Below are 23,319 nucleotides of genomic sequence, written 5' to 3' on the forward strand. Positions count from 1 at the left end.
AGGGAAACAAACATGGCTTATGACGTCGTTATCATCGGATCGGGACCGGGCGGCTATGTCTGCGCCATCAAGGCGGCGCAGCTCGGGCTCAGCGTTGCGGTGGTCGAGAAGAACGCGACCTTCGGCGGCACCTGCCTCAACATCGGCTGTATTCCGTCGAAGGCGCTGCTCCATGCCTCCGAGATGTTCGCCGAAGCCGGCCATTCCTTCGACGCGCTCGGTATCGAGATACCAGCGCCGAAATTGAACCTGACGAAGATGATGGCGCACAAGGATGCGACGGTGTCGTCGAACGTCAACGGCGTCGCCTTCCTGTTCAAGAAGAACAAGATCGACAGCTTTCGCGGCACCGGCAAGGTGGTCGCGGCCGGCAAGGTCTCGGTGACCGGCGAGGACGATAGAGTCGAGGAGATCGAGACAAAGAACATCGTCATCGCCACCGGCTCTGATGTCGCCGGCATTCCCGGCGTCAAGGTCGACATCGACGAGAAGGTGATCGTGTCGTCGACCGGCGCTTTGTCGCTGGACAAGGTGCCCGGCCATCTGGTGGTGGTCGGCGGCGGTGTCATCGGCCTCGAGCTCGGCTCGGTGTGGGCGCGGCTCGGCGCCAAAGTCACCGTGGTCGAATTCCTCGACACCATCCTGGGCGGCATGGACGGCGAGGTCTCCAAGCAGTTCCAGCGCTTGCTTTCAAAGCAGGGCTTCGAGTTCAAGCTCGGCGCCAAGGTCACCGGCGTCGCCAAGGCCAAGAAGGGTGCCGCGGTCACCTTCGAGCCGGTCAAGGGCGGCGCCGCCGAGACGATCGAGGCCGATGCCGTGCTGATCGCCACCGGGCGCCGGGCCTATGCCGACAGTCTCGGGCTGAAGGAAGCCGGCGTCGAGGTCGACGAGCGCGGCCGGGTCAAGACCGATGGCCATCTCAAGACCAATGTCCCGGGCATCTATGCCATCGGCGATGTCATCGCCGGGCCGATGCTGGCACACAAGGCCGAGGACGAGGGCGTGGCGGTGGCGGAAACCATTGCCGGCCAGGCCGGCCACGTGAACTATGACGTCATTCCGAGCGTCGTCTACACCAGCCCGGAAATCGCCTCGGTCGGCAAGACCGAGGAAGAGTTGAAGAAGGCCGGCATCGACTACAAGGTCGGAAAGTTCCCGTTCAGCGCCAATGGCCGGGCGCGCGCCATGCTGCACACCGTCGGTTTTGTGAAGATCCTCGCCGACAAGCAAAGCGACCGCGTGCTCGGCGTGCATATTGTCGGCTTCGGCGCAGGCGAGATGATCCACGAGGCGGCGGTGCTGATGGAGTTCGGCGGCTCGTCGGAGGATCTCGCCCGCACCTGCCATGCGCATCCGACGATGTCGGAGGCGATCAAGGAGGCGGCGCTGGCCACGTTCTTCAAGCCCATCCACATCTAAAAGGCCAATGCTTCGTCATCCTCGGGTTAAGCCCGAGGATGACGAAGGCACGGTGACACCACTAACCAAAACGGCCCGCTTTCAGCGGGCCGTTCGTATTTGATATCGAACCGATCAGTTGGCCGGTGCGGCAGGAGCCGGCGCTGGAGCCGGTGCGGGCGCTGGGGCCGGGGCCGGTTCTGCAGGGGCCGGAGCAGGTGCAGGTGCAGGTGCAGGCGCCGGTTCGGCTGGCTTCATCGGTTCTGCCGGTGCGGGCGCGGGGGCCGGTGTGCTGGCCGCCGGCGGCTCGGCGGGTGCCGGGTGCTCACCGCTTCTTCCAAAAACATAATACGCGACAACCGCCAGAATAACGACGACCAGCGCAATCAGCCAGCCACTACCGCCGCCACCACTCTGCTTGATGGTGGTGTTGGTGGTGTTGGGATTGAACGGGTCGTTTGGATTCGGTGCGTTCGCCATAAAAGTGTCCTCCGTGGATGAAAAATATCAATCAACACCATACAACGCGCAATCATTGAACTGGTTTCACGCTAGGGTTGGAAAACGCCAAAAACAAGGACAATCCGCCGTTCCGGAGCCGGAATGGCGTCGTTTCGCCACGCAGCGCGCCAAGTCCGTGCCTGCTATGGTCGATTCAGAGGATTTTGCCGCGATGAATTCCACAGCGCTGATTGTCCCGAACCCCCACGACGCTCTTGCCGGCGCCCAGTTCGCCGACCGCTATGTGCTGGTCACCGAAGGTCTTTCATTGACCGCTCTCGGCGCCGCCGAACGGGCTTTGGGGCAAACGCCGCGCTGGGTTGGAAGGCTCATAGCGCTGCGCAATCTTGCCGTCAGGCCATTCCGGCTGAAGACGGGCCTGGAACCTGCCGTGTTGCCGGGCGGCAAGATCGGGATCTTTCCGCTTATCAGCCAGTCTCCCGGCAAGGTCGTGCTTGGCCTCGACGACCGGCATCTCGATTTCCGTGTCCTGGTCGAAGTCAGGGATCTTGGCGTGGGCCGGCAAGAGGTGGCCGCGACGACGATCGTCAAGACGCACAATTGGCTCGGGCGCGCCTATCTCGCGATCATCATGCCGTTCCACCGGATCGTCGTTCCGGCGATGCTGGCCCAGATCAGATAAGGTCACAGGCCTACAGGCGTGACGGTGTAACCGGCCTTGCGGAAATCCTCGACGAGGCCTTCGGGACCGGGAAGGTGGAGGGCGCCGACCGCCATGAAGACGTTGCCCCTGGCAAGGATCGGTTCGGCATGCTCGACCATCACCTTGTTGCGGCTGGTGATCATGGTTTCCTCGAACACCGCATAGCCCGCGGGGTCGTCCGTGCCATCCGGCATGGCCACGCGAAACAGCGGCCAGAACATGCCGGTGTCGCCGCGCTGGTAGAGCACGATCATGGTTTCGTTGATGTCGTTGATCTTATCGCCGAGCTTCAGCGTGTCGACGAGACCCTTCATGTGAAACGCCAGCGGCAGCGAGGCCATGGCCCGCAGCTGGCTTTCAGCCGTCTCCAATCCTTCCACCGGCTTGCCGGAAGCCTTCGCACCTTGCGCCAGCCTGACATCGAGCACCGGGGCGCCGCCTGACTGGCGGGCCAGCTCGCAGGCCGGCAGTGCCATCATGGCCGAGAGCATCCACGGCTTCATCTTGGCAACCGTTGCCGGAGGAATGCCGCGTGCGTCGAGCGCGGCGTTCATGGCCGCCGCATCGTCGGGCGACAGCAGCGACGCCAGCGTCGTCGAATCAGTGAACATCATCAGGTCCGGCTCCTGGAGCATCGCGACCATCATCTTCTGCTTGTCGAGCACGTCGGTGGTTTCGATGACGATGGTGCCGGCGGCGTCATAGGCTTTCTGCGCGTCGGGAGGCAGCGTGGTGACGCGCGGGTCGGTCATATGCATGGTGCCGAACAGGAAGGACGGCTTCTCGCCGGGCTTCTCCAGCTTCCACAACAGGCCCTTGCCGTTCGGTGTCGCTGCGGCTTCCGCTTCGATCTTGCGGTAGGTCGCCGGATCGTTCTTCTGCAAGGCCGACAGCATGTCGGCGCCGGTGCAGGTCGGGATTCCGGCATGCGCCTTGCCGGCCGCGAACAGCAGCACGGCGAGGAACGACAGGAAGAACAAAACATTGAGCGCGACGAGCAGCTTCAGCGACACGGAAGCTGCACGGTCGGCGATGGCGATGACGCGTTTCATGGTTTTGTCTTCATGTTTGACCATGATCTTTTCCGAAAACCGGGTCCCACTTTTCGGGATCATGGTCAGTCTAGAACCGAAAAGCGGCAAAACGGTTAATTGGTACTGCGAAATTGAAGGGTTCATGCCCGTGGATGGGCTGATTCGTAAATCTCGAGCAGCCTAGCGGTGTCGACGCCGGTGTAGATTTGCGTCGTCGACAGGCTGGCGTGGCCGAGCAGTTCCTGGATGGTGCGCAAATCGCCGCCGCGGCCGAGCAGATGCGTGGCGAAGGAATGGCGCAGCGCATGCGGCGTCGCGGTATCGGGCAGGTTGAGCGCCGAGCGCAGTTTGGCCATGTCGCGCTGGACGATGGCCGGGTTGAGCGGACCGCCACGGGCGCCGCGAAACAGCAGGCCCTTGGGGTCGAGATGATAGGGGCAGAGCCGGCGATATTCGGCGATTGCCCTGAGCGCCACCGGCAGCACCGGCACCAGTCGCGTCTTGCCGCCCTTGCCGGTGACGCGCAGCACGGTGTCGGTCGCCGACGCCAGGTCGGCGCCGGCCAAGCCGAGCGCCTCGGAAATGCGCAAGCCGGAGCCGTAGAGCAGTGTCAGCACAGCGGCGTTGCGGGCCGCGATCCAGGGTTCTTCCGCCAATTGGCCTTCGATGGAAACGATATGCTTGGCGTCGCTCGCCGTCAGCGGCTTGGGCAGCGATTTGGGCTGGCGCGGCGCCCGCAGGGCTGCCGCACCGGCCGCATTGGCGAGGCCGCGCCGCTCGAGGAAACGCAGCAGTGAGCGAATGCCCGCGAGACCCCGGCCCAGCGTGCGGGCACCGGCGCCGGCATTGCGCCGTGCAGCGAGGAAGCCGCGCAGATCGGCCGGGCGCAGATCGGCGATGTCCGAAATGCCGGGCGAGCCGCCGCAATGGCCGGTGAGGAAATGCAGGAACTGGCGCGTGTCGCGCTCATAGGCTTCCACCGTCTTAGGCGACAGCCGACGTTCTCGCGCGAGCATCTTCAGCCAGCTTTCGCGCGCCGCCTGGAGATCGGGTTTGGCCGGGATCAGGAATTCCTGCATGGCGGCATTTTCGGGTATTCGGGTTAGGAAGCGGTGAAGACCCTCATTGAAATGACCGCCGACAGGGGTTAGGAAACCATCGATTGGTGGCAGGTCGCAACCTTGGTGATTGGCTGAAATGCCCGCCCCCTTCGTCATCCTGGGGCGCAGCAGGAGCGAAGCGACGTCGCGGAGACCCCAGGATCCATGCCGTGACCTGCGAGCGTTGCTGCGGTACAGAAGTTACAAATATTCGCGGCGGACAATGCGACGTGTCCGCAGATGGAGATTTGGCAGGAACGAGACTCGTGACCCTTTCTGAACTGCCGTGCTTTTTGGTCGCTGTAACGGAATGGATCCTCGGGTCTGCGCAGTCGCTTCGCGCCTGCTCCGCCCGTGGATGACGAAGGTAGAAGCGCCATGAGCAAGCTCCAGAACCCTGTCCAGATGGCCGTGATCGGCGCCGCCCATGGCATCAAGGGCGAATTGCGGGTGAAGACCTTCACCGGTGAACCGCTGGCGCTGGCCGACTACGGCCCGCTCTACGCCCGTGACGGCCGCGCCTTCCAGATCATCGACATCAGGCCCGCCAACACCGTCGTCGTGGTCCGCTTCAAGGGCGTTGCCGACCGCAACGCGGCCGAGGCGCTGGCCGGCACGGAGCTGTTCGTCGACCGTTCGATGCTGCCGGACGACGGCGAGGAAGACGAGTTCTACCATGCCGACCTCGTCGGCCTCGAAGTCCGCGACGAGACGGGTGCCGCACTCGGCAAGATCGTCGCGGTGCACAATTTCGGCGGCGGCGACATTCTCGACGTGACGCTGGGCGGGCGCAAGGGCGTGCTGATCCCGTTCACACAGGCTGCCGTGCCACAAGTGTCGATCGCCGAGGGTTTCGTCCGCGTCGACCCGGCGGCGGCCGGACTTGTCGAGGACGAGGATGGCGACGGCCCGCGAGAGGAAGACTTCGATCCGAAGGGCAGGCCGCGCGGACCGAGCGATGCCGGGGGCAACCGGTGAGTTTTTCCGCTTCGGTGCTGACGCTTTACCCCGAGATGTTTCCCGGCGCGCTCGGCCTGTCGCTGGCCGGCCGGGCGCTCGAGGCCGGCACGTGGTCGCTGGAGGCGATCCAGATCCGTGACTTCGCCACCGACCGTCATCGCACCGTCGACGACACGCCAGCCGGCGGCGGCGCCGGCATGGTGATGCGCGCCGACGTGCTGGCGAAAGCCATCGACCACACTTCGCCGGAAGGCGACCTGCGGCCTCGGCTGCTGATGAGCCCGCGCGGCAAGCCGCTGACCCAGGTTCGCGTGCGCGAACTGGCCGCCGGGCCGGGCGCGGTCATCTTGTGCGGCCGCTTCGAAGGCATCGACCAGCGGGTGATCGACGCGCGGGGATTAGAGGAAGTCTCGATCGGCGACTACATCCTCTCGGGCGGCGAGCCGGCAGCGCTCGTTCTGCTCGATGCGGTGGTGCGGTTGTTGCCGGGCGTGATGGGTAACGCGGTGTCGGGCGAGGAAGAAAGCTTTGAGAACGACCTGCTCGAACATCCGCACTATACGCGGCCGCAGGAGTTTGAAGGGCGCGAGATTCCCGAGGTGCTGATCTCGGGCAATCACAAGAAGATCGCCGCATGGCGGCGGGCGCAGTCGGAAGCGCTGACGAAAGAGCGGCGTCCTGATTTGTTGGGCGCCGCCGCTCAGCCTTTCCAAAAGTAATAGAAAGCCAGAAACAGGCCGACGGCGACGACGAAGCCGCGCACCGCGTTTTGCGGCACGCGCTTGGCGATCCAGACGCCGGCATAGCCGCCGAGCGCGCCGCCCGGGATCATGATGATCGCCTGCGGCCAGGCGACGACGCCGCCCGAGACGAAGACGACGATCGCGACCGCGGCGATGACCATGGCCAGCATGTTCTTCAACGCATTCAGCCGGTGATAGTCGCCGGCTTGGGTGAGGCCGAGCGTCGCCAGCATCATCACGCCCATGCCGGCGCCGAAGAAGCCGCCATAGATGGCGGTGAGAAACTGCGCCAGGAAGCCGGCGAGCGAGCCCACCGCCGCTTCATGGCCGAGCTTCGGCACTGGTTTCAGCCAGGGGCCGGCGGCGAACAGCGCTGTCGCGGCCAAGAGCAGCCACGGCACCAGAGCGCGAAACGACGGATTGTCGAGCGCCAAAAGGATCAGAGCGCCGGCCAGTGCGCCCACGGCCGAGATCAGGCACAGCAGCAGTGCGCTGCGCCAGAAATGCCTGATATCGGCCGAGTAGGCGAGGGTCGAGGTGATGTAGCCTGGAAATTGCGTCACCGAGGAGGTGGCGTTGGCGACGATCGGCGGCAGGCCGACCAACGTCATGGCGCCGAAGGTGATGAAGGTGCCGCCACCGGCGACCGCATTGGCGGCGCCTGACAGAAAGCCCGCCAGAAAGAGCAGGATGGCATCGAAGACAGACATGAATTGCGGCCGCTCAAAACTGTGTTATTTCAGGCTTAGAAAGCCTGAACGACCGGCGCAACCCGGCACGGCAGGATTACGATGGTGCCATGCGAGCAGAAAATGCGCTGCCAAGGCGTGACAAAGCGGCGAAATAGCTGTATGTGCCCGCCCGTACCGGCCAGAAAGAATCTGCCGGACCCGTCAACAATGACGGTGTAGTCGCCCCTGCCTGATGTTTCAAAGACAAATGTCTTGGAGACAAAGGGCATAGCCAAGCGGTCAATGGAACTGCAAGGCGAGTGTCGGACGCTCTGACTGTCGGAAGAACAAGAAGTGGACTTTTGAGATGGATATTCTCCGTCAGCTCGAGGCCGAACAGGCCGCCAAGATCGAAGCCAAGCGCAAGCTTCCCGAATTCCAGCCCGGCGACACCGTGCGCGTCCAGGTCCGCGTGACCGAAGGCACCCGCACCCGCGTCCAGGCCTATGAGGGCGTCGTCATCGCCCGCGCAGGCGCCGGCTTCCAGGAGAACTTCACGGTTCGCAAGATTTCCTACGGCGAAGGCGTCGAGCGCGTGTTCCCGGTCTACTCGCCGATGGTTGAAGGCGTTGAAATCGTTCGCCGCGGCAAGGTGCGTCGCGCCAAGCTCTACTACCTGCGCGATCGTCGCGGCAAATCGGCCCGTATTTCGGAAAACACCGGCGTGCGCGCCCGCAAGCTGAACGACGAGGAGCGCGATGCTCTGAACGCCGAGAAGGCCCGCATCGAGGCCGAGAAGGTGGCAGCCGCCGAGGCCCTGGCCGTCGAGAAGGCCGCTCAGGACGCCGCCGAGAAGAAGGCCGCCGCCGAGGCAGCTGAAGCCGCAAAGGCAGCCGAAGCAGCCACCGCCGAATAAGTTTTTCGGCGAGCAAGTTTGAAAAGGCGGCTTCGGCCGCCTTTTTTCGTTTCCGGGGGCTGGCTGGCGGAAAAGTCGGCGGTTGACTCGATTTACATCGTGTACTAAACAATCGTGCACGATTTAAATGGAGAAATGAAATGCCTGCATTGTATTCTACCCAAGCCCGCGCCGTCGGCGGCCGCGCCGGCCATGTCCAGAGCGATGATGGCTTGCTCAGCCTCGATCTTGCCATGCCCAAGGAGCTTGGCGGCAAAGGTGGCGCCACCAATCCCGAACAGCTTTTCGCCGCCGGCTATGCCGCCTGCTTCGAAAGCGCCATGCGCTTCATCGCCGGCAAGCAGAAACTGCCGCTGCAGGATGCCTCGGTGACGGCAAATGTCAGCCTGCACAGCAATGCGCAGGGCGGATTTGTGCTCGGCGTTTCGCTGGCAGCGGAAACAAAAGGTCTTGATCAGGCGGCGGCGGAAGCGCTTGTATCGGCGGCGCACCAGGTTTGCCCCTATTCCAACGCCATCAAGGGCAACATCGAGGTGGCGCTTTCGGCTAAGGCGCTTCCGGCAAAGGCAGCATGAACACAAAACAGACGGACGATACCACGCAGGCCTCGGCGGATTTCGCCGGGGTGCCGAAACTCGACGACCAGATCTGCTTCGCCCTCTATTCGGCTAGCGGGCTGATGACACGGCTCTACCGGCCGTTGCTCGAACCGCTCGGCCTCACCTATCCGCAATATCTGGCGATGATGGCGCTGTGGGAGCGAGCGCCACGCACGGTGGGTGGGCTCGGCGAGGTGCTGGGTCTCGATTCGGCGACGCTGACACCCCTGCTCAAACGGCTGGAGGCGGGCGGCTTCATCACCCGCCGGCGCGACGCTGCCGACGAGCGCCGGGTGCTTCTGGAGCTGACAGCCAAGGGACAGTCGCTACGCGGGCCCGCCAAAGACGTTGCTGTCCAGATACTCTGCCAATTTCCCCGCCTCAGCGCGGTCGAACTGGATGGCCTGCACCACATCCTGGCCAAGCTCATTGCTGGGCTGCGCGAGACGGACGCCAAGGCACCGGCGGCTGACTGACCGCCGGCCAAGGCACGGATCTCCCGGAATCTTCCGATCGAGAGCATTGGAATCCGATTTCGCCCCAGGCGACACGGCAGAGCGTCTTGCATGACGCTTGCGGAAAGCTAAAGTCGGCGCCGGATTTTCCTGCAAGCCCGGCCATGCCCGGGTCATCAATTCCCGGGGAGTGTGTCATGACCAAATCGAAACTGCTGCTGGCGGGCCTGCTTGCCCTCGTCCTGGTGCCCGTTGCCGCCTTTGCGCAGGCGCTGCCCGACCTCGGCGGCAAAAAGGTGGTGGTTGTGACCGAAAACGCCTATCCGCCGCTGCAGTTCATCGATGCCAAGACCGGCAAGCAGATCGGCTGGGAATATGACGCGATGAACGAGATCGCCAAGCGGCTGAATTTCACGGTCGAGTACCAGAACACTTCCTGGGACGCGATGATCCAGGCGGTTTCCGACAACCAGTACAACATCGGCATGACCGGCATCACCATCAAGGACGACCGCAAGGAGAAGGTCGATTTCTCCGACCCCTATATGCGCTCGGAACAGTTCATGCTGGTGCGCGGCGATGAGAGCCGCTTCACCGACGCCAAGACCTTCGGCGCCTTCAAGGACGGGCTGGTCGGCGCGCAGGCCGGCACCACGCCCTTCTACACCGCCGTCTACAGCGTGCTCGACGGCAATGAGCAGAACCCGCGCATCAAACTGTTCGAGACGTTCGGCGCGACGGTGCAGGCGCTGAAATCAGGCGACGTCGATGTTGTTTTGACCGATGGTACCGCAGGCAAGGGTTATGTCGATGCCTCCGAAGGCAAGCTGAAGTTGATCGGCGGACCGCTCGGCACCGAGGATTTTGGGTTTATCTTCCCGAAGGGTTCGGACCTGGTGAAGCCGGTCAACGCGGCCATCGCGGCGCTGAAGGCCGACGGCACCCTCGATGCGCTCAACAAGAAATGGTTTCTTGATTACAAGATGGGGCAGTAGTTCGCTGAACCTCACGCAGACACGGTGCTTGAACACCCCCCTCTGCCCTGCCGGGCATCTCCCCCGCAAGGGGGGAGATCAGCTGTCCGCCCTGCCTTCGCGTACCTCCAGCATTGAAGAAAAGGCGCGGGCATTGAAGCTGCCAATCTCCCTCCTTGCGGGGGAGATGGCCGGCAGGCCAGAGGGGGGTGCCTTGGCGCAATCCTTCTGATGCAGGTCCCTTGCTCTTCCTCCAAAGCCGACTTCCCCTGGTGGCTCGTCGTTGCCGCAGTCCTCGCCATCGCGGTGGCCGTCTTCGTCGCCACCAGCAACCTCTATGCCCAGGTGTTCGCCACGGTCGCCAAGGGCATCGGCGTCACCATCTTCGTCACCGTGATCGCCTTCGTGCTGGCATCGGCCATGGGTCTCGGCATCGGGCTGATGGGAATGTCCGGCTCGCGCTGGCTGCGCCAGATCGCGCGCTTCTATGTCGAGATCATCCGCGGCGTGCCGATCCTGGTGCTGTTGTTCTGGATCGCCTTTGCCGGTGCACCGGCTTTCGTCGCGGCCTGGAACGCGCTGACCGCGCCGCTGCAAAGTGCCGGCCTGTTCGGCGAGCTTTTGGTGCGCGACGTGTCGCTGCTCTGGCGCGCCATCATGGCGCTGACCATCGGCTATTCGGCTTTCATCTCGGAGGTTTTCCGGGCCGGCATCCAGTCGGTGGAGAAGGGCCAGATCGAGGCGGCGAAGGCGCTTGGGCTGACCCGCGCTCAGCGCTTCCGGCTGATCGTGTTCCCACAGGCAATCCGCACCATCCTGCCGCCGCTCGGCAATGATTTCGTCGCTTTGGTCAAAGATTCCTCGCTGGTCTCGGTGCTCGGCGTTGCCGACATCACGCAGATGGGCAAGGTTTACGCCGCCGGCTCCTTTCGCTTCTTCGAGACCTATTCGATAACGGCCTACATCTATCTCATCCTGACCGTCGGACTGTCGCTGGCGCTCAGGGCGCTGGAGCGGCGGCTGCGCCGTCAGCACGAGGAATAGTTTTTCGGCGAAGACAGCATTACGATCCCCGAGCATTCCCGTTGAGGAGGTCCCATGATCGTCGACAAAGCCAATGCGGCGCTGGATTCCGTCTACACGGCCGACACGCCGGAAGCGCTTGAAGAGGCCTATGCCGCATGGGCCGCGACCTATGACAGCGAGACCGCCTCGCTCGGCTACCTCCTGCCTTTCCTGATCACCGCCTGGGTGGCGCGCCATGTGCCGGCGGGCGATGGCCCCTTGCTCGATGCCGGCTGCGGCACTGGCCTGTCGGGACCGTCGCTGAAGGCGCTCGGTTACCGCGACATTGCGGGGCTCGACCTCTCGCACGATATGCTGAAGATCGCCGGCAGCCGCAATGCCTACAGCGAACTGAAGCAGGCAATGCTGGGCGACACGTTGCCATGGCCTAACGGCCACTTCCGCGCCTTCTTCTCGACCGGCGTGTTCACCATCAGCCATGCGCCGGCCTCTAGCCTGCGCGAGTTGGTGCGCATCACCCGCAAGGGTGGCCATGCCATCTTCACCGTGCGTGACCAGGTGTTCGAAAGTGGCGGCTTTCAAGCCGTGTTCGATGAGCTGGAGCAAGCTGGGAAATGGCGACCGGTCGAGGAAAGCCCGTGGTTCCGCTGCTATGCGATCGCCGAGCCCGAAGCGCTGGTGAAGACGTTTGTGTTTGAAGTGATCTGAGCGGAGAGGTTTGGGTTCTGCGAAGACACGCCGCAATTGCCGAAAACCCAAAACATTGGTATGAACCACGCCATGGAAGAGCTTTTTGGCGATCCGGCCTACAAGGGGTTCGTGCTGCAGGACAGGAAACGCCTGCCGTCGCGCTTTTCCGCGCGCGTGTCCGGGGCGCTGACCAGCCGACTACCCTAGGCCGACCTGTCCAGGTCGTTTTCGCCGGGCCGCAAGTCAGGCGTCTGCTCTTTCCCATTCTCATATCGACGGATTTACGCACATGAGCGCACCGCGCACCCTCTACGACAAGATTTTCGACGACCATGTCGTCGACCGCCAGGACGACGGCACCTGCCTGCTCTACATCGACCGCCACCTGGTCCATGAAGTGACCAGCCCGCAGGCCTTCGAAGGCCTGCGCATGACCGGCCGTAAAGTCCGACATCCGGAAAAGACGCTGGCCGTGGTCGATCACAATGTCTCGACCTCACCCGAGCGCAAGTTCGGCATCAAGAACGAGGAAAGCCGTATCCAGGTCGAGGCGCTGGCCAAGAACGCCAGGGATTTCGGCGTCGAATATTATTCCGAGAACGATATTCGCCAGGGCATCGTCCACATCATCGGTCCGGAGCAGGGCTTTACTCTGCCCGGCATGACCATCGTCTGCGGCGACAGCCACACCTCGACGCATGGCGCTTTCGGCGCGCTGGCGCATGGCATCGGCACGTCCGAGGTCGAGCATGTTCTGGCGACACAGACGCTGATCCAGCGCAAGGCCAAGAACATGCTCGTGCGTGTCGACGGCCAGCTGCCGCAGGGCGTCACCGCCAAGGACATCATCCTGGCCATCATCGGCGAGATCGGCACCGCCGGCGGCACCGGCTATGTCATCGAATATGCCGGCGAGGCGATCCGTGCGCTGTCGATGGAAGGCCGCATGACGATCTGCAACATGTCGATTGAAGGCGGTGCGCGCGCCGGCCTTATCGCCGCCGACGAGACGACCTTCGCCTATGTCAAGGACAAGCCTCGCGCGCCGAAGGGCGCGTCCTGGGATGCGGCACTCGAATACTGGAAGACGCTGCAGTCCGACGAGGGCGCGCATTTCGACAAGGTGATCGTGCTCGACGCGGCCAAGCTGCCGCCGATCGTCTCCTGGGGCTCGTCGCCCGAGGATGTGGTGTCGGTGCAAGGCATCGTGCCGAACCCGGACGACATCGCCGATGAAAACAAGCGCACCTCCAAGCAGCGCGCGCTCGACTATATGGGGCTGACGCCGGGCACCAAGATCACCGACATCACGCTCGATCGCGTCTTCATCGGTTCCTGCACCAATGGCCGCATCGAGGATCTGCGCGCCGTCGCCAAGGTGGTCGAAGGCAAGACAGTCAGCCCGCATGTCGATGCGATGATCGTGCCGGGCTCCGGACTGGTCAAGGAACAGGCGGAAGCCGAAGGCCTCGACAAGATTTTTGTCGCCGCCGGTTTCGACTGGCGCGAGCCGGGCTGTTCGATGTGCCTTGCCATGAACGACGACCGGCTGAAGCCGCATGAACGCTGCGCCTCGACCTCGAACCGCAATTTCGAGGGCCGGCAAGGGTTCAAGGGCCGCACCCATCTGGTGTCGCCGGCGATGGCGGCCGCGGCGGCGATTGCCGGCCACTTCGTCGACATCCGGGAGTGGAAGTAACCCGGATTTGAACAGAACCCGAGCCGCGCCCGGCTCGGGTCAGCTCTTTCCGTCGCGGCGGACGAGTTCGTGGAACTCCTCGCGGCGTCCCGGCTGTTCGGCCGCGACCACAAGCGCAAGCTGTTGTTCCTCGAAGAGCTTGAACCATTCGTCCCATTCGACGAGCTCATAACCTCCCGCATTGAGCGGCCGTTCAGGCTGGTCCTGGTCCTGATAGGCATGCTGGCCGAAGACCAGCCTCAACATGGGCTGCGTCCCCGCCTCCGGCGATATGTCGACGATTGCGGGAAAGCCGGCGCGCCCGGCAGCCCATGAGCGGATCGCATCGTGGTTGGTCAGTGTGATTGTGTCGGCCATGGGTCGCTCCAGATTGTGAACGGAGGAACGCTGACCGGAGACTGCGGTTCCCTGACATTATTTTGAGGCGGCGGTCCTGCTTGCCGCATGGCTTAACCGCTTGTTTGGGCTTGCCCTCTAAGCTCTTCCCTGACGTAAGCTAGGGGAAGTCACAGTCGGTTGGACACGGGTCTGCTCATTGCGCTGCTCAACCCGACGATCGCGCTGGCGCTCGGCGCGGCGTTCCTTGTGCTATGGTCCTATCAGCGCCACCGCCCCTATCTGGCCGTTCTGGCGATCAGCTACAGTCTCTCGGCGGCTGGCTTCCTGCTCCAGTATTTCACCTTGCCCATCGGGATGCCGCTGACCAAGCTTACGTCGAACATCTGCTTCACCATCGCTGCCTGCTGCCTGTCCAGCGCCGTCATTCACCGTTATGGCCGCAAGGTGCCCTCTGTGGGGATCGCCGTGTTGGCGGGCGGCGGCCTGGCGTCGTTATGCTGGTTCCTGTTCGTCGCGCCGGATCTCACCTGGCGCATCCTGGCGATGAATTTCGCATTCGGCGGCATCAGCCTTCTGGTTGCCGCCGAACTGCGCCCGGTACGCAACAACGGCCCGACCGAAAAAATCCTGTTCGTGCTGTCGCTGCTGTCGGGCGTCAATTTCTTCGTGCGCACCCTTGCCGTCGTCATCGCGCATGGGCCCTTCGCCAGCTATGACGGGTTCTATGGCTCGTCCTACTGGACGACGGCGCTGCTGTCGCACGCGCTGCTCTCGCTGCTCATCGCGCTGTGCCTGTTTTCCGCCGCGGCACTCGACGTGTTGAAGGCATTGAAGACCGAGACCTATACCGACCCCCTGTCGGGCCTGCTCAACCGGCGTGGCTTCGCGGAGCGAGGCATGCGGCTCTTGCAGCACTGCGCCTCGGCCCGGTTCCCGGTCGCGCTGGTGCTGGCCGACCTCGATCACTTCAAGGCGCTCAACGATGTGCATGGGCATGGGGCGGGCGATCGGGTGATCGCCGACTTCGCCGCCAAGCTTCGGTCGGCGGCCGGCGCGCGCGGTGTTGCCGGGCGTATCGGCGGCGAGGAATTCGCGGTGCTGCTGCCCCTCAGCGATCTTGCGGCGGCGCGGCTGTTCGCCGAAGCGGTGCGCACCGTCTATTCGGCCGGCCATGTCGACGGGCTTCCCCAGGGAACGAAGGTGACGGCAAGCTTCGGCGTGGCGGCCCGCAGCGGTGGCGAGGCGCTGGAGCCGCTGATGCGCCGTGCCGACGATGCGCTCTACAAAGCCAAGAAGAACGGCCGCGACAGTGTACGCCTGTCCTATGAGCGGCCGGAAACGGCGTTCCTGCCGGAGCCGCTCAAGACCGGCTGAATCTGTCCGGCCGGGACGGCGTTAACGTCTTCTTCGCCCGTCGATGATTAGCTGTCGGCGCGGGTGCGGGAGAACATGAGCGGCGCCAACTTCATCCTGTTGATCAATCTGTCGGTTGCCGGCCTGCTGGCGGCATCCTTCATGGCGGTCGCCTTCCACGATGTCGGCCGGGCGCCGGCGCGCTGGCTGGCATTTGGCTATCTGCTGGGCATGGCCTATTCGGCCATCGAATTCTCCATTCCCGCTTTTGCCGACGCGCGGCTCCCGGTCGTTGCCGCCTTCGCGGTCTTCCTTGGCGCCACCATTGCGTTCAATGGCGGGCTTGCCCGCAAATACGGCGTGGCGCCGCCCTGGAAGCCGATGCTGTTTTTCCTGTTGGCCACCACCATAGCCGTGTATTTCGTGCAGGACCTGCCTCGCCAGTCGCTCATCCGCATCATGGCTTACCAGCTTCCCTATGCGGTCATGCAGTTCGTCGGGCTGGCCATCGTCTGGTCATCGAGGCAAAAGCTTGACCGTCTCGATCGCATATTGATGGCCGTGCTGGCGGCGAGCGGCCTGCAGTTTGCCTCCAAGCCGTTCATCGCGCATGCGCTCGGCGGCTGGGGCGCCAATCCGCAGGCCTATCTGCAAAGCAACTACGCGCTGGTGTCGCAATCGCTCGGCACTGTCTTTGCGCTGGCGCTGGCGCTGCTGATGCTGGCCATCCTGGTTCGCGACGTGCTTGCCGAAGTGACGTCGAAGTCGGAGACGGACACGCTTTCGCGCCTGCTCAACCGCGGCGGCTTCACCCGCCATGCCGAGCTGGCGGTGCTTGGCGCGATGCGGCAAGGCGTGCCGTTCGCGCTGGTCATTGCCGACCTCGATCATTTCAAGAGCGTCAACGACAGTTTCGGCCATGCGTCAGGCGACCGGGTGATCGAGATTTTTGCAGGCTTCCTGCGCGAAGCCGCCGCCGCGCATCACGTTGCCGGCCGCATCGGCGGCGAGGAGTTCGCCATCATCCTGCCGGGAACCAACCTTGCCGCGGCGCGGCTGTTCGCCGAGGGCACGCGCAGCGCCTTTGGCGGGCTGCCCATCGACGGGCTGCCGGCTGACAACCGCTGCACCGCGAGCTTCGGCGTCGCCGAACTTCATCCGAGCGAAGACTTTGCCGATCTGATGCGGCGCGCCGACCAGGCGCTCTATCAGGCGAAGAATGCCGGGCGCGATTGCGTGCGCGTCTCCGCCGGGCCTGCCGGCAATTGGTCGTCAGCCGGAATGGAAGCCAGAGCAATTTCAGGAAAAGTGTGAAACGGTTTTCCCGGGAAAAGCGCATAGCGCTTTCCCTTGGAAATTGCGTCCAAACAAAGAGTCTAGCGGCAGGGGCTGAGCTCGGGCATCTCGCCATCGGAGAGACCGTACATATAGGAGCGGCCCTTCACCAGCACCGGCGGCCGGTAGCAATCGCTGTAACCGCTGATTTCGTCGGCTTCGTTCTCGTAGATCACCTTGGGCTGGCCGGCGCTGGTGTAGTCGGAAAGCTGCTTGGCCAGCCTGCCTTCGCCGACGATGATGCGCTTGTAGCCAGCGGCGCTGTCGACGACGAGGTTGCCGAAGGAATCGGCGTAGACGCGATCCTGATGCCGCGCGCCGGCAAGCGCTGGCGCTGCAAGGCCGACGACCGACGCCGTCACGATGAGCGCAGCAAGGCGGGATCTGCCCGAATTCGAACGCATGGCGTCCTCCGTGTCTTGAGGGAAAGCCTCCTCGAATCAGAAATTAACGTTTTCTTAACCTTTGTTAAGAGGGCCGGCGCGTTTAGCTGCAATGTCTCGGTAAACATGGTTAATATCCGTTAATATCCGACTGGATGGAAAACCTGGCGGCCATCATTCGGCCATGCCCGGCCGCACCATCGCGGCTGGTGTCCGTCTCGGCGTCGGATGACCTTGATCTTGGCAAAGCATGGCGGCTGGTTTGCCGCGCGGGAGGACAGCATATGGCGCTACGCCGGCCGATTTGGGTGTCCGTTTTCCCGTTGCTCGGTGTCGTCGCTGCCTGTGTGCCGCAGGACAGCGCGCCGAAGGCGGCCAATACCGTCGTCGTCTCACCTGCACCGGCTCAGCAGTCCGTCGCAGCCGTGGCGCCTCCGGCAGATGCAACCAAGATCATCACCGACCTTACCGCGCCGCGATCCGGCATAGGCACGGCCACCTACAGATGCGGCAACAACGGTATGATTTCCATCCAAAATCTTGGTACATCGTTGCGTGTGGTCGGGTCCGACGGCGCGACCGAGGAGTTTGCGGCGTCGCCCGCCAACCAGACCAGCCGCTACCAGACGGCCACGCATGACGCAATCGTGATCGACGGACGCGAGGCACTGGTGATGAAGAAGGGGTCGACGCCGCAGACCTGCAAACGCTAGCGCCGATCTCAACATCGCTGGGCCCTTGGGCCAGACATGTTGCACTGCAGCGATATCGAGCCGGCTTCAGGCCTCCCGGCCTAATCGATTGAAGCTCCAGCAGGCCTTTTAGTCAGACTAAATTACGTTTTCGAAACGGTTTTCTGGCTTTGACGCGGTGCAAAAAGAGCATTAGAAACCGGCTGTCCGAAGTCGCAACCGGAAGCGGCAATGCCGCATTTCCACCTGAGGCTCCAGAGAGACGCCGAACTGGGGGAGCCATGAGCAAATCACCAGCCACCCGCGAATTTGCCAGACGTGAACGGCCGATTTCGCCGCACCTCACCGTGTACCGGCCGCCGATCACCATGACGATGTCGATCATTCACCGCATCACCGGTGGCGCGCTGTATTTCGGCACGCTGCTGGTCGCCCTGTGGCTGATGGCGGCGGCAAGCTCGCAGACGACGTTCGATTGGGCCAATTGGGCCTTCGGCACCTGGCTCGGCCGGCTTATCCTGTTCGGCTACACCTGGGCGCTGATGCACCATATGCTGGGTGGCGTGCGCCATCTGGTCTGGGACACCGGCGCGGGTCTGGAGAAGCATACCGCCTCGAAGATCGCCTGGGCGACGCTGGCCGGCTCGATCCTGCTCACGCTGCTGATCTGGATCGCCGGCATTATGGCGCGGGGAGCCTGACCATGAGCGGCAAAAACACCGACATGCGCACGCCGCTGGCGAGGGTCCGCGGCCTCGGCTCCGCCCGCGAAGGCACCGGGCATTTCTGGCGCCAACGCCTCACCGCGATCGCCAACATCCCGCTGATCCTGTTCTTCGTCGGCTTCCTGATCGCGCTCAACGGCGCCGACTACGCACATGTGCGGGCAGCTCTTGCCAACCCGTTCGTGGCGCTGGTGATGGCCCTGGTGCTCATCTCCGGGCTCATCCATATGCGGATCGGCATGCAGGTGATCATCGAGGATTACGTGCATGGCGAAGGCATGAAGCTGGCGCTGATCGCGCTCAATACATTTTTTCCCATAGCGGTCGGCGTCGCCTCGATCTTCGCCCTGCTCAAGCTGACATTCGGAGGCTGAGTTGGCCAAGGACGCGACACAAGCCAACAGCGCTGGCTACACTTATGTCGACCACAAGTTTGACGTGGTGGTCGTTGGCGCCGGCGGCGCCGGCCTGCGCGCCACGCTCGGCATGGCCGAACAGGGCCTGCGCACCGCCTGCATCAGCAAGGTGTTCCCGACCCGCTCGCACACGGTGGCGGCGCAAGGCGGCATTGCCGCCTCGCTGTCCAACATGGGGCCCGATTCCTGGCAGTGGCACATGTACGACACCGTCAAGGGCTCGGACTGGTTGGGCGATGTCGACGCCATGGAATATCTGGTGCGCGAAGCGCCGGCTGCGGTCTACGAGCTCGAACATTACGGCGTGCCGTTTTCGCGCACCGAAGAGGGCAAGATCTACCAGCGGCCCTTCGGCGGCCACATGATGAATTACGGCGAAGGTCCCCCGGTGCAGCGCACCTGTGCCGCCGCCGACCGCACCGGCCATGCCATCCTGCACACGCTTTACGGCCAGTCGCTGAAGCACAATGCGCAGTTCTTCATCGAGTATTTCGCGCTCGACCTGATCATGGAGCCGGACGGCACCTGCACCGGCGTTCTTGCCTGGAACCTGGATGACGGCACCATCCACCGTTTCTCCGCCAAGATGGTGGTGCTGGCGACCGGCGGCTATGGCCGCACCTATTTCTCGGCCACCTCGGCACACACCTGCACCGGCGACGGCGGCGGCATGGCAGCGCGTGCCGGCTTTCCGCTGCAGGACATGGAGTTCGTGCAATTCCACCCGACCGGCATCTATGGCGCCGGCTGCCTGATCACCGAGGGTGCGCGCGGCGAGGGCGGCTATCTCGTCAATTCCGAAGGCGAGCGCTTCATGGAGCGCTATGCGCCGTCAGCCAAGGACCTTGCCTCGCGCGACGTCGTCTCGCGCTGCATGACGCTGGAGATCCGCGAGGGTCGCGGCGTCGGCAAGAACAAGGACCACATCTTCCTGCATCTCGACCATCTCGATCCCGCCGTCCTGCATGAGCGGCTGCCGGGCATTTCGGAATCGGCCAAGATCTTTGCCGGTGTCGATCTGACCAAGGAGCCGATCCCGGTGCTTCCCACGGTCCACTACAATATGGGCGGCGTGCCGACCAATTACTGGGGCGAGGTGCTCAATCCGACGGCACTCAATCCAGACCAGGTGTCGCCCGGGTTGATGGCTGTCGGCGAAGCCGGCTGCGCCTCCGTGCATGGTGCCAATCGGCTCGGTTCGAATTCGCTGATCGATCTTGTGGTGTTCGGCCGGGCGGCCGCGATCCGCGCCGGCCAGGTCATCGACCGCAAGTCGGCGATCCCTTCGCCCAACGAAGCCTCGGTCGAAAAGATCATGGACCGCTTCGACCGGCTGCGCCACGCCAACGGCTCGACGCCGACGGCGGTGCTGCGTGAAAAGATGCAGAAGGCGATGCAGGAAGACGCGGCCGTATTCCGCACGCAGGAGTCCCTCGAAAGCGGCTGCAAGCGGGTTTCGCAGATCTGGGGCGAGTTGAAAGACATCAAAGTGTCCGACCGCTCGATGATCTGGAACTCCGATCTGGTCGAGACGCTGGAGCTGGAAAATCTGATGGCCAATGCCATCACCACGGTCTACAGCGCCGAGGCGCGCAAGGAGAGCCGTGGCGCGCACGCACGCGAGGACTTTTCGGCGCGCGACGACGCGGTCTGGCGCAAGCATACGCTGGCCAGGCTGAGCGAAGACGGCAAGGTGGCCCTCTCCTACCGGCCGGTGCACACCGAACCGCAGCTGGCTGAAAAGGACGGCGGCATCAGCCTCGCCAAGATCGCGCCCAAGGCCAGAGTGTATTGAGGATCGAACATGGTTGAACTCACGCTCCCGAAGAATTCGCAGATCAAGCCGGGCAAGACCTGGCCCAAGCCCGAGGGCGCCACCAATCTGCGGGAGTACCGCATCTACCGCTGGTCGCCGGACGATGACGAGAACCCGCGCATCGACACCTATTTCGTCGACATGGACGATTGCGGGCCGATGGTGCTCGACGCGCTGCTGTGGATCAAGAACAAGATCGACCCGACACTGACCTTGCGGCGTTCCTGCCGCGAAGGCATTTGCGGCTCCTGCGCCATGAACATCGACGGTTCCAACACGCTGGCCTGCACCAAGGGCTGCGACGACATTTCCGGCGCGGTAACAGTCTACCCGCTGCCGCATATGCAGGTGGTCAAGGACCTTGTGCCGGACCTCACCAATTTCTACGCCCAGCACGCGTCGATCCAGCCCTGGCTGAAGACGGTATCGCCGGAGCCGGCCAAGGAGTGGCTGCAGAGCCATGAGGACCGCGAGAAGCTCGACGGGCTCTACGAATGCATATTGTGCGCCTGCTGCTCGACCTCGTGCCCGAGCTATTGGTGGAACGGCGACCGCTATCTCGGTCCGGCAACGCTCTTGCAGGCCTATCGCTGGCTGATCGATAGCCGCGACGAGGCCACCGGCGAGCGGCTCGACAACCTCGAAGATCCGTTCCGGCTCTATCGCTGCCACACCATCATGAACTGCGCGCAGACCTGCCCCAAGGGCCTCAACCCGGCCAAGGCGATCGCCGAGATCAAGAAGATGATGGTGGAGAGAAGGGTTTAGGCTGGCGGTCGGTTGCCGGCGAAAGCAAATCCAATGAGCGATGACCTTCCCACTCTCTCCCCCGTCGAAGCGCGCATACTCGGCTGCCTGATCGAGAAGAAGGAGCTGACGCCGGATGTCTATCCGCTGACGCTCAACGCAGCACTGGCCGCCGCCAACCAGAAGACGGCGCGCGAGCCGGTGATGGCGCTGGAGCAGACCGAGGTGCATCGGGGGCTGAAGCTGCTCGAACAAAAGGGGCTGGTGAGGCAGATGTTCGGTTCGCGTGTCGAGCGCTACGAGCATCAGATGGCGCAGCGCTTCTCGCTGACCACGCCGCAGACCGCTTTGATCGGCCTGCTGTTGCTGCGCGGGCCGCAGACGGCCCATGAATTGTCGGCACGCACCGAGCGCATGGCACGGTTTTCGTCGATCGAAGATCTGCGCGCCGAACTCGACATGCTGATCGGCCGCCAACCGCCACTCATCCAGGAAATCCCGCGAGGACCGGGCCAGCGCGAGGACCGCTACGTGCATCTCCTCAGCGGCCCGGTGGACGTTGCAGCACTTTCAGCGCAGCGGAGTGCATCGGCCCTGCCTGCTTCCGACCTGGAGGCCCGGCTAAACGCACTGGAGCAGGAAGTCGCCGCACTTCGCGCCCGGCTGGACGCGCTGGGAGCATAGGTCCCGGCGCGCGCCTGGGCGTTCGCGCCGGGTCTTCACACTGGATGCAGCGTTTTCAGCCGAGCCTGGCATCAAGCGATACGTTTATGGCGCCGAGCGCCTTCGAGACCGGGCATCCGGCCTTGGCCTTCTCGGCCAGCTCCGTGAATTTCGCCGCATCGATGCCGGGCACCTTGCCGACCACGGTGAGTGCGCTCCCGGTGATCCCCGTGCCGGGAACCAGCGTCACCACGGCCTTGGTGTCGAGTTCGGCGGCGGGGGTGCCGTTCTCGGCCAGGAAATGCGAAAACTGCATGGCAAAGCAGCCGGCGTGCGCGGCGGCGATCAGTTCTTCCGGGTTGGTGCCGGATTTGCCGCTTTCGTCCTCGAAGCGTGCCTTGAACGAATAGGGCGTGCCTTTCAGGGTCCCGCTCTGGGTGTCGAGCGTGCCTGTGCCCCCTTTCAGATCGCCTTTCCAGATGGCGTTTGCGGTGCGGTCCATGAATTCCTCCTTGTTACAGCGGTGGCGCCGGCCAGGCGGCGTTCCTCCCAACTATAGCGCGGGCGCGAGGGAAGGCCACCGCGCTGTTTGTGCGCGCATGCAGCGCCGGCGGACCGCGCCGAATCTTTTTTGAAAGAATGTGCGTGGAAAAATGTCGACTTGCATCGGCCCCGACCGTCCTGCGGGCGACCACGGATTCTCGTGGCGGATGGAGGTTCGGATGAACAATCTGTTTTCTGCTCATTGGACAAGCACCGGCCGAAGGGCTGATCTAGGGGAACGCGACCCGCTGCATGTGCCGCCCTCCGGCTTCGGCCGGCTGCTTGCGGCAGTTGCCATTATCGGCATTGCGATCAGCCTTCTCGATCATGTTGCTGCCGGCAAGGACTCAACCGATATCGTGATCGCCTATGGTTCGTCACAGCAAGGGAGCTGGAAATGAGATATGTCTGTCTGGTCTATGGCGAGGAAAAAGACCTCCATGCCATGACGCCGGAGCGTCTGGCCAAGCTCGATGCCGATTCCATGGCTCACGACCGGTCATTGGATCGGCGTGGGATGCTGATCGTCGCACAGGCGCTCCAATCGGTGAAGACGTCGAAGACGCTGCGGCGACGCCAGGGCAAGCGGCTGATCACCGACGGCCCGTTCGCCGAAACCAAGGAGCAGTTGCTCGGCTTCGTCATGATCGAGGCGGACAATCTCGACCAGGCGCTGGAGATCGCTGGCGAGATCCCGCTGGCCGAAATAGGCACCATCGAGGTGCGGGCGATCTACGATGTGCCGGGGTCATAGCCCCCGCCATGTGCTACAGCCACGCGGAAACCAAGACATTCGACTGAACTATCGTCCTGGTTCATTTCGTGCGCAACTTTTGCGTGTTGAAGCAAGGCGAGAGTTCTCCTATCGTCGCCGGGG

At 63.5% G+C, this 23,319-nt stretch carries 27 protein-coding genes; 21 read left to right on the top strand and 6 right to left on the bottom strand.

Going from position 1 to position 23,319, the window contains the following annotated elements:
- Positions 1–12: 12 nt before the first annotated feature.
- Both lpdA and NKJ37_RS02960 read left to right on the top strand, forming a co-directional pair.
- Positions 13–1,419, top strand: coding sequence for a dihydrolipoyl dehydrogenase (lpdA, locus tag NKJ37_RS02955; protein WP_352772598.1), 1,407 nt, complete (start codon positions 13–15; stop codon positions 1,417–1,419).
- A 400-nt stretch (positions 1,420–1,819) separates the two neighbouring features.
- Complete coding sequence (locus NKJ37_RS02960; RefSeq protein WP_352759304.1) at positions 1,820–2,542, top strand: DUF2867 domain-containing protein; 723 nt, start codon at positions 1,820–1,822, stop codon at positions 2,540–2,542.
- Between the two features lie 2 nt (positions 2,543–2,544).
- Here the strand turns inward: NKJ37_RS02960 and NKJ37_RS02965 are convergent, their stop codons facing one another.
- Positions 2,545–3,615: a TraB/GumN family protein gene (locus tag NKJ37_RS02965; protein WP_352772753.1), complete on the bottom strand. Its 1,071-nt coding sequence runs from the start codon at positions 3,613–3,615 to the stop codon at positions 2,545–2,547.
- A 122-nt stretch (positions 3,616–3,737) separates the two neighbouring features.
- On the bottom strand, positions 3,738–4,676 hold the full coding sequence (locus NKJ37_RS02970; RefSeq protein ID WP_128304260.1) for a tyrosine recombinase XerC: 939 nt from the start codon (positions 4,674–4,676) through the stop codon (positions 3,738–3,740).
- 399 nt (positions 4,677–5,075) lie between these two features.
- On the opposite strand from NKJ37_RS02970, the gene rimM reads away from it, so the two are divergent.
- Together rimM and trmD are read left to right on the top strand one after the other, a co-directional pair.
- On the top strand, positions 5,076–5,675 hold the full coding sequence (gene rimM, locus NKJ37_RS02975; protein ID WP_128304259.1) for a ribosome maturation factor RimM: 600 nt from the start codon (positions 5,076–5,078) through the stop codon (positions 5,673–5,675).
- Positions 5,672–6,376: a tRNA (guanosine(37)-N1)-methyltransferase TrmD gene (trmD, locus tag NKJ37_RS02980; protein ID WP_128304258.1), complete on the top strand. Its 705-nt coding sequence runs from the start codon at positions 5,672–5,674 to the stop codon at positions 6,374–6,376. The genes rimM and trmD overlap by 4 nt, the downstream gene beginning before the upstream one ends.
- Here the strand turns inward: trmD and NKJ37_RS02985 are convergent.
- A complete protein-coding gene (locus tag NKJ37_RS02985) occupies positions 6,358–7,110 on the bottom strand; it encodes a sulfite exporter TauE/SafE family protein (RefSeq protein WP_128304257.1) in 753 nt (250 codons plus the stop codon). The genes trmD and NKJ37_RS02985 overlap by 19 nt on opposite strands.
- Before the next feature lie 328 nt (positions 7,111–7,438).
- On the opposite strand from NKJ37_RS02985, the gene rplS reads away from it, so the two are divergent.
- The 7 genes from rplS (at position 7,439) to leuC (ending at position 13,430) form a co-directional block, all read left to right on the top strand.
- Entirely contained in the window at positions 7,439–7,987 is a 549-nt protein-coding gene (gene rplS, locus NKJ37_RS02990; RefSeq protein WP_023811269.1) for a 50S ribosomal protein L19, read from the top strand.
- Positions 7,988–8,127: 140 nt separating this feature from the next.
- Positions 8,128–8,562: an organic hydroperoxide resistance protein gene (locus NKJ37_RS02995; protein ID WP_023811268.1), complete on the top strand. Its 435-nt coding sequence runs from the start codon at positions 8,128–8,130 to the stop codon at positions 8,560–8,562.
- Entirely contained in the window at positions 8,559–9,062 is a 504-nt protein-coding gene (locus tag NKJ37_RS03000; RefSeq protein WP_352442069.1) for a MarR family winged helix-turn-helix transcriptional regulator, read from the top strand. Before NKJ37_RS02995 ends, NKJ37_RS03000 begins: the two co-directional genes overlap by 4 nt.
- A 176-nt stretch (positions 9,063–9,238) precedes the next feature.
- Positions 9,239–10,036, top strand: coding sequence for a transporter substrate-binding domain-containing protein (locus NKJ37_RS03005; protein ID WP_352442070.1), 798 nt, complete (start codon positions 9,239–9,241; stop codon positions 10,034–10,036).
- 210 nt (positions 10,037–10,246) lie between these two features.
- Positions 10,247–11,059 carry an amino acid ABC transporter permease gene (locus tag NKJ37_RS03010; RefSeq protein ID WP_352772602.1) on the top strand — a complete coding sequence of 271 codons (813 nt, stop codon included), beginning with the start codon at positions 10,247–10,249 and terminating at the stop codon, positions 11,057–11,059.
- Between the two features lie 54 nt (positions 11,060–11,113).
- Positions 11,114–11,749, top strand: a complete 636-nt coding sequence (locus tag NKJ37_RS03015; RefSeq protein ID WP_352442072.1) for a class I SAM-dependent DNA methyltransferase — start codon at positions 11,114–11,116, stop codon at positions 11,747–11,749.
- A gap of 271 nt (positions 11,750–12,020) precedes the next feature.
- Positions 12,021–13,430 (top strand): 3-isopropylmalate dehydratase large subunit, encoded by a 1,410-nt coding sequence (leuC, locus tag NKJ37_RS03020; protein WP_127297674.1) that lies wholly within the window; start codon positions 12,021–12,023, stop codon positions 13,428–13,430.
- 39 nt (positions 13,431–13,469) lie between these two features.
- Here leuC and NKJ37_RS03025 read toward each other — a convergent pair whose 3' ends face one another.
- Positions 13,470–13,787, bottom strand: coding sequence for a hypothetical protein (locus tag NKJ37_RS03025; RefSeq protein ID WP_352442073.1), 318 nt, complete (start codon positions 13,785–13,787; stop codon positions 13,470–13,472).
- 159 nt (positions 13,788–13,946) lie between these two features.
- Here NKJ37_RS03025 and NKJ37_RS03030 point away from each other — a divergent pair, with 159 nt between their 5' ends.
- The gene (locus NKJ37_RS03030) at positions 13,947–15,143 is read left to right on the top strand and encodes a GGDEF domain-containing protein (RefSeq protein WP_352772606.1); all 1,197 of its coding nucleotides are present in this window, start codon (positions 13,947–13,949) and stop codon (positions 15,141–15,143) included.
- A 75-nt stretch (positions 15,144–15,218) separates the two neighbouring features.
- A complete protein-coding gene (locus NKJ37_RS03035; protein ID WP_352772609.1) occupies positions 15,219–16,436 on the top strand; it encodes a GGDEF domain-containing protein in 1,218 nt (405 codons plus the stop codon).
- A gap of 62 nt (positions 16,437–16,498) precedes the next feature.
- On the opposite strand, the gene NKJ37_RS03040 is transcribed toward NKJ37_RS03035, so the two are convergent.
- Positions 16,499–16,861: a hypothetical protein gene (locus NKJ37_RS03040; RefSeq protein ID WP_127297677.1), complete on the bottom strand. Its 363-nt coding sequence runs from the start codon at positions 16,859–16,861 to the stop codon at positions 16,499–16,501.
- 263 nt (positions 16,862–17,124) lie between these two features.
- On the opposite strand from NKJ37_RS03040, the gene NKJ37_RS03045 reads away from it, so the two are divergent.
- From NKJ37_RS03045 to NKJ37_RS03070, 6 genes are all read left to right on the top strand, one after another.
- Positions 17,125–17,553, top strand: coding sequence for a hypothetical protein (locus tag NKJ37_RS03045; RefSeq protein WP_352772613.1), 429 nt, complete (start codon positions 17,125–17,127; stop codon positions 17,551–17,553).
- 260 nt (positions 17,554–17,813) lie between these two features.
- A complete protein-coding gene (gene sdhC, locus NKJ37_RS03050; RefSeq protein ID WP_352772616.1) occupies positions 17,814–18,233 on the top strand; it encodes a succinate dehydrogenase, cytochrome b556 subunit in 420 nt (139 codons plus the stop codon).
- Positions 18,234–18,235: 2 nt separating this feature from the next.
- Positions 18,236–18,631, top strand: a complete 396-nt coding sequence (gene sdhD, locus NKJ37_RS03055) for a succinate dehydrogenase, hydrophobic membrane anchor protein (RefSeq protein WP_352613007.1) — start codon at positions 18,236–18,238, stop codon at positions 18,629–18,631.
- A gap of 1 nt (position 18,632) precedes the next feature.
- The gene (gene sdhA / locus NKJ37_RS03060; protein WP_352772619.1) at positions 18,633–20,468 is read left to right on the top strand and encodes a succinate dehydrogenase flavoprotein subunit; all 1,836 of its coding nucleotides are present in this window, start codon (positions 18,633–18,635) and stop codon (positions 20,466–20,468) included.
- A 9-nt stretch (positions 20,469–20,477) separates the two neighbouring features.
- A complete protein-coding gene (locus NKJ37_RS03065) occupies positions 20,478–21,257 on the top strand; it encodes a succinate dehydrogenase iron-sulfur subunit (RefSeq protein ID WP_352772622.1) in 780 nt (259 codons plus the stop codon).
- Between the two features lie 33 nt (positions 21,258–21,290).
- On the top strand, positions 21,291–21,920 hold the full coding sequence (locus NKJ37_RS03070; RefSeq protein ID WP_352772625.1) for a YceH family protein: 630 nt from the start codon (positions 21,291–21,293) through the stop codon (positions 21,918–21,920).
- A 55-nt stretch (positions 21,921–21,975) separates the two neighbouring features.
- Here NKJ37_RS03070 and NKJ37_RS03075 read toward each other — a convergent pair whose 3' ends face one another.
- On the bottom strand, positions 21,976–22,401 hold the full coding sequence (locus NKJ37_RS03075; protein WP_352442079.1) for an OsmC family protein: 426 nt from the start codon (positions 22,399–22,401) through the stop codon (positions 21,976–21,978).
- A 220-nt stretch (positions 22,402–22,621) separates the two neighbouring features.
- Here NKJ37_RS03075 and NKJ37_RS03080 point away from each other — a divergent pair, with 220 nt between their 5' ends.
- Positions 22,622–22,843: a hypothetical protein gene (locus NKJ37_RS03080; RefSeq protein ID WP_352677521.1), complete on the top strand. Its 222-nt coding sequence runs from the start codon at positions 22,622–22,624 to the stop codon at positions 22,841–22,843.
- Positions 22,840–23,196 carry a YciI family protein gene (locus NKJ37_RS03085; RefSeq protein WP_352772628.1) on the top strand — a complete coding sequence of 119 codons (357 nt, stop codon included), beginning with the start codon at positions 22,840–22,842 and terminating at the stop codon, positions 23,194–23,196. Before NKJ37_RS03080 ends, NKJ37_RS03085 begins: the two co-directional genes overlap by 4 nt.
- Positions 23,197–23,319: the final 123 nt, after the last annotated feature.

This window comes from Mesorhizobium sp. M0140 (assembly GCF_040322475.1).
Classification (GTDB): Bacteria; Pseudomonadota; Alphaproteobacteria; order Rhizobiales; family Rhizobiaceae; genus Mesorhizobium.